Genomic DNA, 14,420 nt, shown 5'->3' on the forward strand with positions numbered 1-14,420 from the left:
ATCAAGAGCATGGAGGCGCCGTTCCGGATGATAGACAAGCTCGAATATTTCATTGCCCTCGCCCGCGAGAAGCACTTTGCCCGCGCGGCGGAGGAGCTCGGCATTTCGCAGCCGACGCTCTCGGCGGCGATCCGCCAGCTGGAGGAGCAGCTCGGCGTGATGCTGGTGGTGCGCGGCTCGCGCTTCCAGGGGCTGACGCCGGAAGGCCAGCGCGTGCTGGAATGGGCCCGCCGCATCGTCGGCGACACCCGCACCATGCGCGAGGAGATGCGCGCCGCCCGCAAGGGCCTGTCCGGCCATATACGGCTCGCTGCCATCCCGACGACGCTCGCCATCGTGCCGCGCATCACCGCGCCCTTCCAGGAAAAGCACCCCGACGTCACCTTCTCCATCGTCTCCACCACCTCGATCAAGATTCTCGGCCTTCTCGAAAACCTCGAGATCGACGCAGGCATCACCTATCTGGAGAACGAACCGCTCGGGCGCGTCACGAGCGTGCCGCTGCTGCACGAGCACTATTGCCTCATCACTGCCAAGGGCGGCCCGTTCTCGGATCGCGAAAGCGTGACCTGGCAGGAGGCCGGCAGCGTTAGGCTTTGCCTATTGACCGCGGACATGCAGAACCGCCGCATCATCAACCGCCATTTCGCCGAAGCGGGCATTTCCGCCGAACCGTCCCTCGAATCGAATTCGATGATCGTGCTTCTTTCCCACGTCCGGACCGGGCGCTGGTGCAGCATCATGCCGCGAAATGTCGCGAAATCCTTCGGATTTCATGAGGAAATAAGTATAGTTTCCCTCGCCGAGCCCAATCCCTACCACACGGTCGGCCTCGTCGCGACACATCGTGAGCCATTCACGCCACTCGTCTCCGCCCTCCTGCATGAGGCACGGATTCTGGCCGAAACGGGCATGGATTGATAGAAATTTCCTATTGATCAACGGGACAGCTTTATTGACCCGTCGTGTCATGGCTGAGAAGCTGTTAGAATAGTCTGCGGAGATCGACAGGGTTCCGGTTTTCGCCGAACAGTTTCAACGGCATCGGCGCATCGAACCCGCGATTTCCAGCGGTTCGTTCGTGTCGGTTGGGAGGCCTGATCATGAATGTGCGCGTCGCCGGCAGTGACGTCGGAACCAGAACGCTGGCCATCGTCAGCGAACTGAAGGGGCTCGAAGGGCCGCTTCTTCCCATCCTGCACGAGATCCAGGCCGAGTTCGGTTACGTGCCGCAGGAAAGCCTGCCGGTCATCGCGCGCGAGCTGAACCTGTCGCGCGCCGAGGTGCACGGCGTCGTCACCTTCTATCACGACTATCGCGACCACCCGACCGGGCGGCACGTCCTCAAGCTCTGTCGCGCCGAAGCCTGCCAGTCGATGGGCGGTGACGCTGTCGCCGAGCGCGTCAAGGCGCTGCTCGGCATCGATTTCCACCAGACCACCCTCGACGGCGCGGTGACGCTCGAACCCGTTTACTGCCTCGGCCTCTGTTCCTGCGCACCCGCCGCCATGCTCGACGGCGAAGTGCATGGCAGGATCGATGCGACGCTTGCGCAGGAACTCGTCGCGGAGGCACGCCGATGACCGCACGCATCTACATCCCCCGCGATGCCGCCGCCCTTGCGCTCGGCGCCGACCGCGTCGCCAAGGCCTTCGCCGCCGAGATCGCGGCCCGCGGGCTCGACGTGACCATCGTGCGCAACGGCTCGCGCGGCATGCACTGGCTGGAGCCGCTGGTCGAGGTCGAGACCCCCGACGGCCGCATCGCTTACGGCCCGGTGAAACCCTCCGACATTGCCGGCCTCATCGATGCCGGCCTCCTGCAAGGCGCAAGCCATCCGCTCTGTCTTGGCAGGACGGAAGACATCCCCTTCCTCAAGAACCAGACCCGCCTCACCTTCGCCCGCTGCGGCGTCATCGATCCCGTATCGCTGGAGGACTACAGGGCCCATGGCGGCCTGAAGGGGCTCGAGACGGCCATCGCCATGACCCCGGCGGATGTCGTCAAACAGGTCACCGACAGCGGCCTTCGCGGCCGCGGCGGTGCGGGATTCCCCACCGGCATCAAGTGGAAGACCGTGCTCGACGCGCCCGGTCCGCAAAAATACATCGTCTGCAATGCCGACGAGGGCGACAGCGGCACCTTCGCCGACCGCATGATCATGGAAGGCGACCCCTTCGTGCTGATCGAGGGCATGGCCATCGCCGGCCTCGCGACCGGCGCGACGAAGGGCTACGTCTACACCCGCTCGGAATATCCGCACGCCATCGCCATCATGAGCGAGGCGGTCGAAGTCGCGCGCGCCGCCGGCGTGCTCGGCCCTTCCGTGCTCGGTTCCGGCAGGGCCTTCGACATGGAAATCCGCACCGGCGCGGGCGCCTATGTCTGCGGCGAGGAGACGGCTCTCCTCAACAGCCTGGAAGGCAAGCGCGGCGTCGTGCGCGCCAAGCCCCCGCTGCCGGCCCTGCAAGGCTTCCTCGGCCGCCCGACGGTCGTCAACAACGTCATCTCGCTCGCCTCCGTGCCGATCATCATGGACAAGGGCGCGGACTATTACCGCGACTTCGGCATGGGCCGCTCGCGCGGCACGATCCCGATCCAGATCGCCGGCAACGTCAAGCATGGCGGCCTCTACGAGACCGCTTTCGGCCTGACGCTCGGCGAAATCATCGACACGATCGGCGGCGGTACCGCCTCCGGCCGCCCGGTCCGCGCCGTGCAGGTCGGCGGCCCGCTCGGCGCCTACTTCCCGCGCGCGCTGTTCGACACGCCCTTCGACTACGAGGCCTTCGCGGCGAAGGACGGCCTCATCGGCCATGCCGGCATCACTGTCTTCGACGATACGGTCGACATGCTGAAACAGGCGCGCTTCGCCATGGAGTTCTGCGCCGTGGAGAGTTGCGGCAAGTGCACGCCCTGCCGCATCGGCTCGACGCGCGGCGTCGAGACCGCCGACAACATCGCGCGCGGCATCGAGCCGGAGAAGAACCGCGAGTTGCTGGCCGATCTCTGCAACACGATGAAGTTCGGCTCGCTCTGCGCGCTGGGCGGCTTCACGCCCTACCCGGTCATGAGCGCCATGACCCATTTTCCGGAAGACTTTTCGCCGGCGCCGATAGTGGAGGCTGCGGAATGAGCGAGACGGAAAAGGTCAAGGGCCCGGCCTCCTACTTCCCTTCCATCGAGAAGACGTACGGCCAGCCGATAGAGCACTGGAAAGACATCATCCGCGCGCAGGATGGCAAGGCGCATATGCAGATCGTCGCGTTCCTCAAGGAAACGCACGGTCTCGGCCATGGCCATGCCAACGCGCTCGTCGCGGCGACGCTTGCCGAGACGAAACCTTAAGAATTGAACCCAAGTCGCCGCCATGAGCGGTGCAGAATTGCCCGGAGGTTCCCATGCCCCTCGTTCCTGAAATCGACTTCGGCACCCCCGCCTCCCGTTCGGAGAAGATGGTGACGCTCACCATCGACGGAAACGAGATCTCCGTTCCCGAGGGCACCTCCATCATGCGCGCCTCCATGGAGGCAGGCATCCAGGTGCCGAAACTCTGCGCCACCGACATGGTCGACGCCTTCGGCTCCTGCCGCCTCTGTCTCGTCGAGATCGAGGGCCGCAACGGCACGCCCGCCTCCTGCACCACGCCCGTCGCGCCCGGCCTCGTCGTCCACACGCAGACGAGCCGCCTCAAGCAGATCCGCAAGGGCGTGATGGAGCTCTACATCTCCGATCACCCGCTCGACTGCCTGACCTGCGCGGCCAATGGCGACTGCGAATTGCAGGACATGGCCGGCGCCGTAGGCCTTCGCGACGTGCGCTACGGCTATGAGGGCGACAACCACGTCAAGGCGCGCAGCAACGGCGAGGCGAATGCCCGCTGGATGCCGAAGGACGAGTCGAACCCCTATTTCACCTACGACCCCTCCAAGTGCATCGTCTGCTCGCGCTGCGTGCGCGCCTGCGAGGAAGTGCAGGGCACCTTCGCGCTGACCATCGAGGGCCGCGGCTTCGACAGCCGTGTCTCGCCTGGCATGCACGAGCATTTCCTCGATTCCGAATGCGTCTCCTGCGGCGCCTGCGTGCAGGCCTGCCCGACCGCGACGCTGACGGAAAAGTCGGTGATCGAGATCGGCCAGCCGGAACATTCCGTCGTCACCACCTGCGCCTATTGCGGCGTCGGCTGCTCCTTCAAGGCGGAGATGCGCGGCGAGGAGCTGGTGCGCATGGTGCCCTGGAAGGACGGGCAGGCCAACCGCGGCCATTCCTGTGTCAAGGGCCGCTTCGCCTATGGCTACTCGACCCACCGCGAGCGCATCCTCAACCCGATGATCCGCGAGAAGATTTCCGATCCGTGGCGGGAAGTGACCTGGGAAGAGGCCTATGCCCATGTGGCCGCCGAATTCCGCCGCATCCAGTACCAGTACGGCCGTGACTCTATCGGCGGCATTACCTCCTCGCGCTGCACCAACGAGGAGACCTATCTCGTCCAGAAGCTGATCCGCGCCGGCTTCGGCAACAACAATGTCGATACCTGCGCCCGCGTCTGCCATTCGCCGACCGGCTACGGCCTCGGCCAGGCGTTCGGCACCTCCGCCGGCACGCAGGATTTCGACAGCGTCGAGCACACGGATGTGGTGATAATCATCGGCGCCAACCCGACCGACGCTCACCCCGTCTTCGGCTCGCGCCTCAAGAAGCGCCTGCGCCAGGGGGCGAAGCTCATCGTCGTCGACCCGCGCCGCATCGACCTCGTCTCCTCGCCGCATGTCAAGGCGTCCTATCACCTGCCGCTGAGGCCCGGCACGAACGTCGCCGTCGTCACCGCGCTCGCCCATGTCATCGTCACGGAAGGCCTCTTCGACGAGAGATTCATCCGCGAGCGCTGCGACTGGTCGGAATTCGAGGACTGGGCCGCCTTCGTCGCCGAGCCGCGCCACAGCCCGGAAGAGACCGAGGCCCTGACCGGCGTTCCGGCCGAGACGCTGCGCGGCGCCGCCCGCCTCTTCGCCACCGGCGGCAACGGCTCGATCTATTACGGCCTTGGCGTCACCGAGCACAGCCAGGGCTCGACCACCGTCATGGCCATCGCCAACCTCGCCATGGCGACCGGCAATATCGGCCGCGAGGGCGTCGGTGTGAACCCGCTGCGCGGCCAGAACAACGTGCAGGGCTCCTGCGACATGGGCTCCTTCCCGCACGAACTGCCGGGCTACCGCCACATCTCGGACGACGCCACCCGCGACGTCTTCGAGAAGATGTGGGGCGTGAAGCTCAACAACGAGCCGGGCCTTCGCATCAACAACATGCTCGACGCCGCCGTCGAGGGCACCTTCATGGGCCTCTACATCCAGGGCGAGGACATCCTCCAGTCCGATCCGGACACGCGGCACGTCTCCGCCGGCCTTGCCGCCATGGAATGCGTCGTCGTGCAGGATCTCTTCCTCAACGAGACGGCGAACTACGCCCATGTCTTCCTGCCCGGCTCGACCTTCCTCGAAAAGGACGGCACCTTCACCAATGCCGAGCGCCGTATCAACCGCGTGCGCCGCGTCATGACCCCGAAGAACGGCTATGCCGACTGGGAGGTCACGCAGAACCTCGCCAAGGCGATGGGCCTCGACTGGAACTACACGCATCCCTCCGAGATCATGGACGAGATCGCCGCGACGACGCCGAGCTTCGCCCTCGTCTCCTACGACTATCTCGACAAGATCGGCTCGGTACAGTGGCCCTGCAACGAGCAGCATCCGCTTGGCTCGCCGATCATGCACACAGATGGCTTCGTGCGCGGCAAGGGTAAGTTCATACGAACGGAATATGTCGCGACCGACGAGAAGACCGGCCCGCGCTTCCCGCTGCTGCTCACCACCGGCCGTATCCTCAGCCAGTACAATGTCGGTGCCCAGACCCGGCGCACCGACAACGTCGTCTGGCACGAGGAGGACCGGCTGGAAATCCACCCGCACGACGCCGACAACCGCGGCATCCGCGACGGCGACTGGGTGCGCCTGACGAGCCGCGCCGGCGAGACGACGCTGCGCGCCCTCATCACCGACCGCGTCGCGACGGGCGTCGTCTATACGACCTTCCACCATCCCGGCACGCAGGCCAACGTCATCACCACGGACTTCTCCGACTGGGCGACCAACTGCCCGGAATACAAGGTGACGGCCGTGCAGATCTCGCCTTCCAACGGCCCGTCCGACTGGCAGGTCGAATATGACGAGCTGTCGAAGCGCTCGCGCCGCATCGCCGGCAAGCTGGAGGCGGCAGAATAGGAGCGCCCGTGCCCGGTTTCGCCACCACGACCAAGGTTTCCGAAACCGCCCGCCGCAGCGGGCGGCTGACGGCGGGCGAGCGCATCGTTCCCGAGGAGACGCCCGTCGCCTTCTCCTATGCCGGCTCGACCCATGCCGTGATGATGGCGACGCCCGCCGACCTTGAGGATTTCGCCGTCGGCTTCAGCCTGACGGAAGGCATCATCGCCGATCCGGCCGAGATCGAAACCGTCGAGGCGGTGGCGGAAGACAAGGGCATCGACCTTCAGATCCGCCTTGCGGATGCGCAAAACGACGCCCTGACCGCTCGCCGCCGCCACATGGCCGGCCCGGTCGGCTGCGGCCTCTGCGGCATCGAATCCATCGAGCAGGCCGTGCGCGTGACGCCCTCCGTTAGTTCTTCTTCGCTTACCTTGAGCGAAGAGGACGTGGTCGAGGCGGTCCGCCTGCTGAACGGCCAGCAGCCGCTGCATATGGTGACGCGCGCCGTGCACGGCGCCGGCTTCTATGTGCCGGGAAAGGGCCTTGTCGCCGTGCGCGAGGATGTCGGCCGGCACAATGCGCTCGACAAGCTCGTCGGGGCCGCGAGGCGCGCGGGCCATGCGGGAGACGCGGGCGCGGTGGTCGTGACGAGCCGCGTCTCGGTGGAGATGGTGCAGAAGACGGCGGTCATCGGCAGCCCCTTCATCATCGCCATTTCCGCGCCGACCGCGCTCGCCATCCGCACGGCGCAAGAGGCGGGCATGACGCTGATCGCGCTGGTGCGCGGCGACGAATTCGAGATTTTCACCGGTGCGGAGCGCGTCGTCGCCGACGCCGCGCGCCGGGTGGGCAACGGTTAGAGCATTGTTTTAACGCAATTCCGGACGCAAGGCCGCTTCGCGCTTTTGCTGGAATTGTTCTTGGAGGCAGGCATGTCGGACGACAACAAGATCATCAGGATGGCAAACCAGATCGCCACCTTCTTCCATTCCCAGCCTGCGGATGAACGGCCGGGCGGCGTCGCCACACACATCAACAAGTTCTGGGAACCGCGCATGCGCCGCCAGCTTTTCGACCTCGTCGACAATCACGGCGGCGAGGGTCTCGACGGCCTCGTCCTCGAAGCCGTGCCGCTGATTCATCGGCCCGTGCCCCAGATGGATGCGCCGGCCGGCCTTGCCTGACCGTCAACGGCCGGCATCGCTGCCGGCCGTTCTATCGTTTGCTCAGAACTCTTCCCAGCTCTCCGCCACCGCCGCCGAGCCACGCGGCGACCGCATGCTGCGCGCCGCGGCATGAAGCTGCGCGGCATGGGCGGGCGCCGCCACCTGCTGGACGGGCTGCGCGCTGCCGGCAAGGCGGAACCGCCGGATGAGAGCATGCAGCGCATCGGCCTCGCGGGCCATCGCGTGGCTCGCCGCCGTGCTTTCCTCCACCATCGCCGCATTCTGCTGCGTCGCCTGGTCCATCGCGTTGACCGACTGGTTGATCTCGCGAAGGCCGGTCGACTGCTCGCGCGAGGCTTCCACGATGGCCGCGACGTTGGTGTGGACCTCCTGCACCTGGGCAAGAATCTCCTGCAAGGCCCGCCCGGTCTCGTCGACGAGGGCGACGCCGCTCTTCACCTGCTCGCCGGAGGTGGTGATCAGCGCCTTGATGTCCTTGGCCGCGCTTGCCGAACGTTGCGCGAGTTCGCGTACCTCCTGCGCCACGACGGCGAAGCCCTTGCCGGCCTCGCCCGCCCGCGCCGCCTCGACCCCGGCATTGAGGGCGAGCAGATTGGTCTGGAAGGCGATATCGTCGATGACGCCGATGATATTGGAGATCTCGCGCGAGGACTGCTCGATCTGCCCCATCGCGTCGATCGCCTTCTTCACCACCGCGCCGGACTTTTCCGCCCCCACCTTCGTTTTGGAGACGAGCGTGCCGGCCTCGTCCGCCCGCCGGCTCGAATCGGCGACCGTCGTGGTGATCTCGTCGAGGGCAGCGGCCGTCTCCTCGACGGAGGCCGCCTGCTGCTCGGTGCGCTTGGCAAGATCGTCCGCCGCAGAGCGGATCTCCTGCGCGCCGGAGGCGATCGCATTGGCATTGGCCTCGACCGTCCGCATCGCCTCGTGCAGACCGGTGACGGCCTCGTTGAAGTCCTTGCGGACCGTTTCCATCGAAGGCACGAAGGATGTCGCAAGGTTCTGCGTGAGGTCGCCCTCGGCCAGCGCCTTCAGCGCCGCGCCGAGCGTGTTGATCGCCGACATGCGCTCCGTCACGTCGGTCGCGAATTTCACGACCTTGTAGACGCGGCCGTTGAGGTCCCGGATCGGGTTATAGGCGGCCTGGATCCAGATTTCCTTGCCGCCCTTGCCGTAGCGGACGAATTCGTTGGAAATGAACCGGCCGTCCGCGAGGTTTTTCCAGAATTCCGCATAGGCCGGCGTCTGCACATAGGCAGGATCGCAGAACATGCGGTGATGCTTGCCGCGGATTTCGGAAAGGTCATAGCCGAGCGCCGCGCAGAAATTCTCGTTGGCATGCAGGATCTCGCCCGTCGGCGTGAACTCGATCACCGCCTGGGAGCGCGAGATCGCATCGAGCTTGCTGGCATCCTCCGACGCCTGCTTCTTCGCCTCGGTGATGTCGCTGGCGAACTTCACCACCTTGTAGGGCTTGCCGCCGCGCAGGACCGGATTGTACGTCGCCTGGATCCAGATCTCGCCGCCATCCTTGCGCAGGCGCTTGTAGCTGTTGGAATCGTATTCCCCGCGGCCGAGTCGCGCCCAGAACTGCCGGTAGTCCTCGCTTGCCGTATAGGCGGCGTCGCAGAAGATGCGGTGATGCTTGCCGACGATTTCCTTCAGCTCGTAGCCGAGCGCACGGCAGAAGTTTTCGTTGGCCTCCAGAATGGTGCCGTCGAGGTCGAAATGGATCACGGCCTGCGAACGCGACAGCGCGTCGATGATGCGGGCCGCATCCGAAGACTTTGCAAATGAAAGCATGGCCTGTCCCTTTGTGCGACGGCCACGGGCTCTCGGATGGCGACGTGGCGGTCGTCAATTGTTGTCATATGACATGGCCGCCACGGCGAACCATGATTAGAATTTATGAATTCAATCATCGCGGGAAGTGCCCTGCCCGCGCCAAAATGCGCACCTGCAATCAAAGATGGAATTATAGGCTTAAAAATTGATGAAACGCAGACGGTGAAATCTAGGTATGGTTGCATATGAGCCAATTTGCAGATCACCGGATAGCGGTAAACTCACGTAAGGGAAGGATATGCGCGGTCGATCCATCTCAACACAAACGTAAAAGTTGCACTCGATTGAAGGCAACAAAAAAACCGCCCTGCGTGCACAGGACGGTTGCATGTTTGAACGGTATCGCTTCGCTCAGGCGGCCATGTCTTCCATGTCGCGCTCCTTGAACATGCGCGCAAGGTTCAGGAAGCAGATCATGCCGTTCTCATGGGCGATGATGCCTTCCGCATAGGCCTTGTCGAAGGACGTCGTCACTTCCGGTACCGGCTGGACCTGCTCGCTGCGGATCGTCAGGATGTCCGACACGCGGTCGACCACGAGGCCGACGACCATGTTGTGGACTTCGGCGACCACGATGGCGCTGCGTTCGTTGGCTTCCGTGCTCTTCATGCCGAGCTTGTGCGCCAGATCGATGATCGGGATCACCGTGCCGCGCAGGTTCATCACGCCGATGACGTCCGGCGGAGAATGCGGGATCGGCGTGGACGGTGCCCAGCCGCGGATTTCGCGGATCGTGGTCGTCTTCACGCAGAATTCCTGATCGTGCAGGCGGAATGCGATGATTTCGAGCGTGTCGCCGGCAAAGCCGGCCGTGTTGATGGAGGTCATCGAGCGGTCTTCCCAGTTGGTCTGCGTATCCCGGCGATCCTATGCACGCTCTGGTTAAAATCTTTCAAACGCTTTGCGGATTGCTGCCTGCGGCATCAATATTCCTTCTCGTAGAAGATACCTGCGCCCGCGCTGCCGGCGCTGCCGGCCTCGCCGCGCAGCTTCAGCCCGCGCCCGACATCGAGGTTGATCACGGCCTTCGCCCCGTTCGTCTCGGGATCCTGCTTCAGCTCGATATAGGTGCGCTCGTTGAGATACTTGCCGGCCGACACCGCCGCCCGCCCCTCGGCATCCGTCGTGATGTCGAGGTCGTCGACGCCGAGCTTGCTGCGCAGGCTGTCAAGCAGGCCGGTGGAGCTGCCGCCGGCAAGCTGGCTTGCCGCCGAGGCAAGCTGCGCGATCTGTACCGCCGAAAGGTTCGACATGGAGCGGTTGAAGATGAGCTGCGCCAGGATTTCATCCTGCGGCAGCGAGGGCGAGGAGGCGAAGGTCACCGTCGGGTTGCTCGCAAGACCCGCCACGGTCACGGTGATTTCCGTCGTGCCGGCCGTGCTGGAGGCGACAAGATCGACCGTCGGCACCAGTCCGCCCGCAAAGCCGATACGGGCGCTGGTGAAATCGAGGCGGCGCGTCAGGATCTCCATGCGCCCGCGCTCCAGCTCGAAGCCGCCCGAAACGACCGGCGACGCGGACGTGCCGGTGATCTTGAGATTGCCGCCCATCTCGGCATTGATGCCGCGGCCGCGCACGAAGAGCTGGCCCGGCGATTCGATGGTGAGGTCGAGCGCAATGCCGCGCGAGGCGCCGCTGGAGCCCTGCTGGCGCTGGACGTCCGCCGTCATGCGCTTGACGTCCGCCGGCGCGTTGCGGTGCTTGATGTCGATTTCCGAAAGCGATGCCGGCAGCTTCTGCGGAATGGTGATGTTCGCCTTGTTGATGCGCACCTTGCCGGCGAGCGCCAGGTCTGCGACCGGCCCCTTCAGCGTCAGATCACCGGCAATGTTCCCGGTCACCAGCGTGCCGTCGACATAGACGATGTCGCCGAGCTTGATCGCCACATCGACGGGAAAGCCGCTCGCCGGGTCGATCCCGACCGTGCCGCTCGCCGAAAGCTGCCCGCCACTCGCCAGCTTGCCGGAGACGGTCTCGATCACCGCCTGGCGCCCGTTCATGTTGACGCGGATCGTGAGGTTCTCGACGGCAAGATTGCGGCGCACGTCGACGAGGCGCGCGCCGCTCGCCGTGATGCTGCCGGTGACGGAGGGCGCCGCCGCCGTGCCGCCGATGGAAAGGTCGACATTGGCATTGCCCGTCAGCACGAAGCCCTGCGCCGAAAGCTGACCCTGCAGGGCGCTGAACGGCACCGTGCCGTTGAACTTCAGCCCGAGCGGTGTCGCCCCGCCGATGCCGACTGTGCCGCCGCCGCGGAAGGAAAGCCCGCCGCCGCCGGAAAGCACCGTATCGAGGCGCACCTGGTTGTTGGCGAATTCGCCCTTGGCATTGATGTCGAGCGCGCCGATCCCTGCACCGCGCGTCTGGCTCGTCACCGCGCCCTTCCAGTCGAGCGCATAGTTGACGACGGGAGCCGCCGCCTTGCCCTTCACCGTCACCGTGCCGCCGATCGCGCCGTCCGCATCGAGCCCGGCGGCGAAATTGTTGACGAGCGCGGCCGGCAGGGCATTGAGCCGCAGCGACAGGTCGAGCGTCTCGCCCGCCTTGCCGGAAACGGCAACGGAACCGCTGCCCGCCTGGATGGTGAGCCCGTCGAGCGTCGCAACGCCGTTGGTCACGCCGATCGTCGTCGGCTTGGCGAGCTTGACGGCAATGCGGCGCGGCGCGGCCTCGAAGGCCTGCAGGGCAACATCGAGCCCGCCCTCCCGCTGCAGCACCTTGCCTTTGGTGAGGAGCGGCGCGCCGTCGAGGCGGCCGGTCAGGTCGAAATTCGTCGCCTGTCCCTCCCGGGTGAAGGCAAGCTTCAGCGCCTCCAGCTTGTTCTCGCCCGAGGCGACCTGCTCGGCGCGCACCGTGCCGGTGATCGCCGCCGTCGCAAGGTCGGTGATGGAAAGGTCGACGGCGGGCTTTGTAATGCTCACGGCATCGCGGCGGATCGAGGCGCCGGACGCCTGCACGGTGGCAGAAGTCTTGCCGTTGCCCGTCGCGATCTCGACCTGCCCGGACAGATCGCCCGCCGCCTGCTGGCCGGCCATGGCGGCAAGCAGGCCGAGATCGGGGAAATCGAAGCGGATCGTGCCGTCGGGCATGAAGTTCGGCGCCAGCGCCAGCGAGCCCTTCAGCGTGTTCGGGCCGATCTCGGCCTCCAGAACCGGCACGGAGATGCGCCCGCCTTCCGAGGTGATGCTGGAGCGCACATTGATCGCCTGCCCGTCGAGCGCGCCGGTCGCCGTCAGTTCGCCGGAGGGACTGTCGGCGACCGCCTTGCCCTTCAGCGTCACCACGAGGTCGCTGAGCGTGCGGCCGGAAAGCGTCGCCCCGCTGGAGGTGATCTTCGCGGAAACGTCGGGCCCGGAAAGCGGTCCCTTCGCGGAAAGCTCGAACGCCGCCTCGCCCGCCGCATCCGCCAGCAGCTTGCCGAGGTTCAGCACCTTGCCGGTGAGCGCAGCCTCCACATTGCCCTTTGCGAGCGAGACATCGCCCACCGTCTCCAGCGTGCCGGACTTCACCGTCAGGCCGGAAACCTGAAGCCCGCCGTCGCCGGCGAGCTGAACCCGGCCCTCCATCGCGATCGTCGTGTCGAACTTGCCGGCAAGGGCCGGCGGCAGCACGGCCGGCAGGGCGAAGAGACGGAAATTGACGTCCGCCTCGCGGCTTTCCAGCCCGTAGCGGCCGGAAAGCGTGCCGCCGATGCTGGCGCTTTCAAGCGTCGCCGGATCGAAAGCGATCTCGCCGGGCGAGACATTCAGCGTCGCGGTGAGTTTCGCCGGGCCCTTCACCATCCGGTCGACATCGGGATTGGCGAAGACCATGGCGCCGGTTTCGAGCGTCACGTCGATGCGGCCGGACTGGTTCGCCACATCGAAGGCATCGCTCCGGGCGGCAAGGCGGATATCCTGGACGCGCCCGGCCGGCAGCTCGGCGGCGGCGATGGTCGCATTGGCCTCGAGCCTTGCCGCGCTCGCCTCGCCGGTCAGCGAAAGGTCGGCGTCGTGGATGACCACCTGGGCGTCACCATCGGCGAGCGGCCAGCGGAAATCGATGGGGCCGTCCTTGCCGGAAAGCTTGACGTCGAGGTCGTTGCTGCCCTTGGCGCTCAGCGTGCCCGAGGCGGCAAGCGTCATCGCGCCCGTCGAGATCGCGCCCTTCTCGATGCGCAGCATGTCCGAACCGTCGAAGGCGGCGACCACGTCGATGCCGGTCTCGCCGGCAAAGAGCGGGCGGAGCTGCGGCGGCATCAGGGCATCGAACGTGCCGCCGCCATTGAGCGCAATGGTGTGCAGGCCGCCCTGCGCCAGGTCATGGCGGCCGTCGACCCGCAGCATTTCCGTGCCGTCGAGCGCGGCGGAGAGCCGTCCCTTCCATTGCGAGAGCGGGCCGTCGCCCGTCAGGCGGATCGCCACGGCCGGCTCGTCCGGCAGCTTGAGCAGCCCCGCCAGGATGCCGCCTTTCGGCTCGGCGACATCGGCTTCGAGCCGCAGTTCGTTGGCCGCCGGATTGAAGACGATATCCGCGGCGATACGCGCATCGGGCCGCGCCTTTTCGGAGGCCGAAAGCTTGATCGCCACGCTGTCCGCCGTCGCATCCCCCCGTCCCGACACGACGATGCGCTGGTCACGGCCGGCAACGGTTCCCGAGACGAAGAGTTCGGGAATGGCGAGCGAACCCACATGCACCTCGACCGGCAGGCTGAACGGCTTGCTTTCCTTCGGTTCCGCATCGGCCTTGGCCTCCGGCAGGCGGAGCAGCGAGATCGAGGAAGCGGACACCCGCGACGCATCGAAGCTGAAGAACAGGAGCCGCAGCGGCGACCAGTCGACGGCAAGGTCCCGGATTTCCGCATAGGTCCCTTTCGCGTCGCCGAGCGTGATCGCGCCGGCGCGCAGCTTGCCCGTCAGAAGGCCCGAGGGCTCGCTGATCGAGACGACCTGCCCGTTCGCAGCCGCGATCTTCTCCGCATAGGAAACCGCCAGGCGCGCGCCGGTGTCCGAAAACCCGACGAAGCCCAGCAGCGCGACGGCGAGCACGACGAGGACGGCAAGGCCGTAGCCGACATAGCGGAGCGTTGCGCGGAGAATTCGGGAAAGCCTGTTCATGCTTCATCCATTTCGCGTGCGGGGAGCGC

10 protein-coding genes are annotated in these 14,420 nt (G+C 65.9%); 7 read left to right on the top strand and 3 right to left on the bottom strand.

Annotation, left to right across the window (positions count from 1 at the left end; all coding sequences use genetic code 11):
• Window positions 1-27: 27 nt before the first annotated feature.
• The 7 genes from ACZ48C_RS13900 to ACZ48C_RS13930 all read left to right on the top strand — a co-directional run bounded on the left by ACZ48C_RS13900 (window position 28) and on the right by ACZ48C_RS13930 (window position 7,447).
• Window positions 28-921, top strand: a complete 894-nt coding sequence (locus tag ACZ48C_RS13900) for a LysR family transcriptional regulator (protein WP_318910086.1) — start codon at window positions 28-30, stop codon at window positions 919-921.
• 182 nt (window positions 922-1,103) lie between these two features.
• The gene (locus tag ACZ48C_RS13905; protein ID WP_460932021.1) at window positions 1,104-1,583 is read left to right on the top strand and encodes a formate dehydrogenase subunit gamma; all 480 of its coding nucleotides are present in this window, start codon (window positions 1,104-1,106) and stop codon (window positions 1,581-1,583) included.
• On the top strand, window positions 1,580-3,136 hold the full coding sequence (locus tag ACZ48C_RS13910; RefSeq protein ID WP_464781460.1) for a formate dehydrogenase beta subunit: 1,557 nt from the start codon (window positions 1,580-1,582) through the stop codon (window positions 3,134-3,136). The genes ACZ48C_RS13905 and ACZ48C_RS13910 overlap by 4 nt, the downstream gene beginning before the upstream one ends.
• Window positions 3,133-3,348, top strand: coding sequence for a DUF4287 domain-containing protein (locus tag ACZ48C_RS13915; protein WP_119259097.1), 216 nt, complete (start codon window positions 3,133-3,135; stop codon window positions 3,346-3,348). The genes ACZ48C_RS13910 and ACZ48C_RS13915 overlap by 4 nt, the downstream gene beginning before the upstream one ends.
• A 53-nt stretch (window positions 3,349-3,401) precedes the next feature.
• The gene (fdhF, locus tag ACZ48C_RS13920; RefSeq protein WP_464781461.1) at window positions 3,402-6,281 is read left to right on the top strand and encodes a formate dehydrogenase subunit alpha; all 2,880 of its coding nucleotides are present in this window, start codon (window positions 3,402-3,404) and stop codon (window positions 6,279-6,281) included.
• An 8-nt stretch (window positions 6,282-6,289) separates the two neighbouring features.
• Window positions 6,290-7,123, top strand: a complete 834-nt coding sequence (gene fdhD, locus ACZ48C_RS13925; protein ID WP_464781462.1) for a formate dehydrogenase accessory sulfurtransferase FdhD — start codon at window positions 6,290-6,292, stop codon at window positions 7,121-7,123.
• A 72-nt stretch (window positions 7,124-7,195) separates the two neighbouring features.
• Window positions 7,196-7,447: a formate dehydrogenase subunit delta gene (locus tag ACZ48C_RS13930; RefSeq protein ID WP_464781463.1), complete on the top strand. Its 252-nt coding sequence runs from the start codon at window positions 7,196-7,198 to the stop codon at window positions 7,445-7,447.
• 42 nt (window positions 7,448-7,489) lie between these two features.
• Here ACZ48C_RS13930 and ACZ48C_RS13935 read toward each other — a convergent pair whose 3' ends face one another.
• The 3 genes from ACZ48C_RS13935 to ACZ48C_RS13945 form a co-directional block, all read right to left on the bottom strand.
• Window positions 7,490-9,253: a methyl-accepting chemotaxis protein gene (locus ACZ48C_RS13935; RefSeq protein ID WP_464781464.1), complete on the bottom strand. Its 1,764-nt coding sequence runs from the start codon at window positions 9,251-9,253 to the stop codon at window positions 7,490-7,492.
• A gap of 393 nt (window positions 9,254-9,646) precedes the next feature.
• A complete protein-coding gene (locus tag ACZ48C_RS13940; protein WP_119259092.1) occupies window positions 9,647-10,123 on the bottom strand; it encodes a chemotaxis protein CheW in 477 nt (158 codons plus the stop codon).
• 95 nt (window positions 10,124-10,218) lie between these two features.
• Window positions 10,219-14,391: a translocation/assembly module TamB domain-containing protein gene (locus ACZ48C_RS13945; protein WP_464781465.1), complete on the bottom strand. Its 4,173-nt coding sequence runs from the start codon at window positions 14,389-14,391 to the stop codon at window positions 10,219-10,221.
• Window positions 14,392-14,420 lie beyond the last annotated feature (29 nt).

It is taken from the genome of Shinella sp. 1A1 (assembly GCF_055379515.1).

Bases quoted from the DNA above. Each gene is read 5' to 3' on its own strand.
- ACZ48C_RS13940 (WP_119259092.1), bottom strand. From the start codon at position 10,123: ATGACCTCCATCAACACGGCCGGCTTTGCCGGCGACACGCTCGAAATC.
- ACZ48C_RS13900 (WP_318910086.1), top strand. From the start codon at position 28: ATGATAGACAAGCTCGAATATTTCATTGCCCTCGCCCGCGAGAAGCAC.
- ACZ48C_RS13915 (WP_119259097.1), top strand. From the start codon at position 3,133: ATGAGCGAGACGGAAAAGGTCAAGGGCCCGGCCTCCTACTTCCCTTCC.
- ACZ48C_RS13910 (WP_464781460.1), top strand. From the start codon at position 1,580: ATGACCGCACGCATCTACATCCCCCGCGATGCCGCCGCCCTTGCGCTC.
- ACZ48C_RS13905 (WP_460932021.1), top strand. From the start codon at position 1,104: ATGAATGTGCGCGTCGCCGGCAGTGACGTCGGAACCAGAACGCTGGCC.
- ACZ48C_RS13935 (WP_464781464.1), bottom strand. From the start codon at position 9,253: ATGCTTTCATTTGCAAAGTCTTCGGATGCGGCCCGCATCATCGACGCG.
- ACZ48C_RS13945 (WP_464781465.1), bottom strand. From the start codon at position 14,391: ATGAACAGGCTTTCCCGAATTCTCCGCGCAACGCTCCGCTATGTCGGC.
- fdhF (WP_464781461.1), top strand. From the start codon at position 3,402: ATGCCCCTCGTTCCTGAAATCGACTTCGGCACCCCCGCCTCCCGTTCG.
- ACZ48C_RS13930 (WP_464781463.1), top strand. From the start codon at position 7,196: ATGTCGGACGACAACAAGATCATCAGGATGGCAAACCAGATCGCCACC.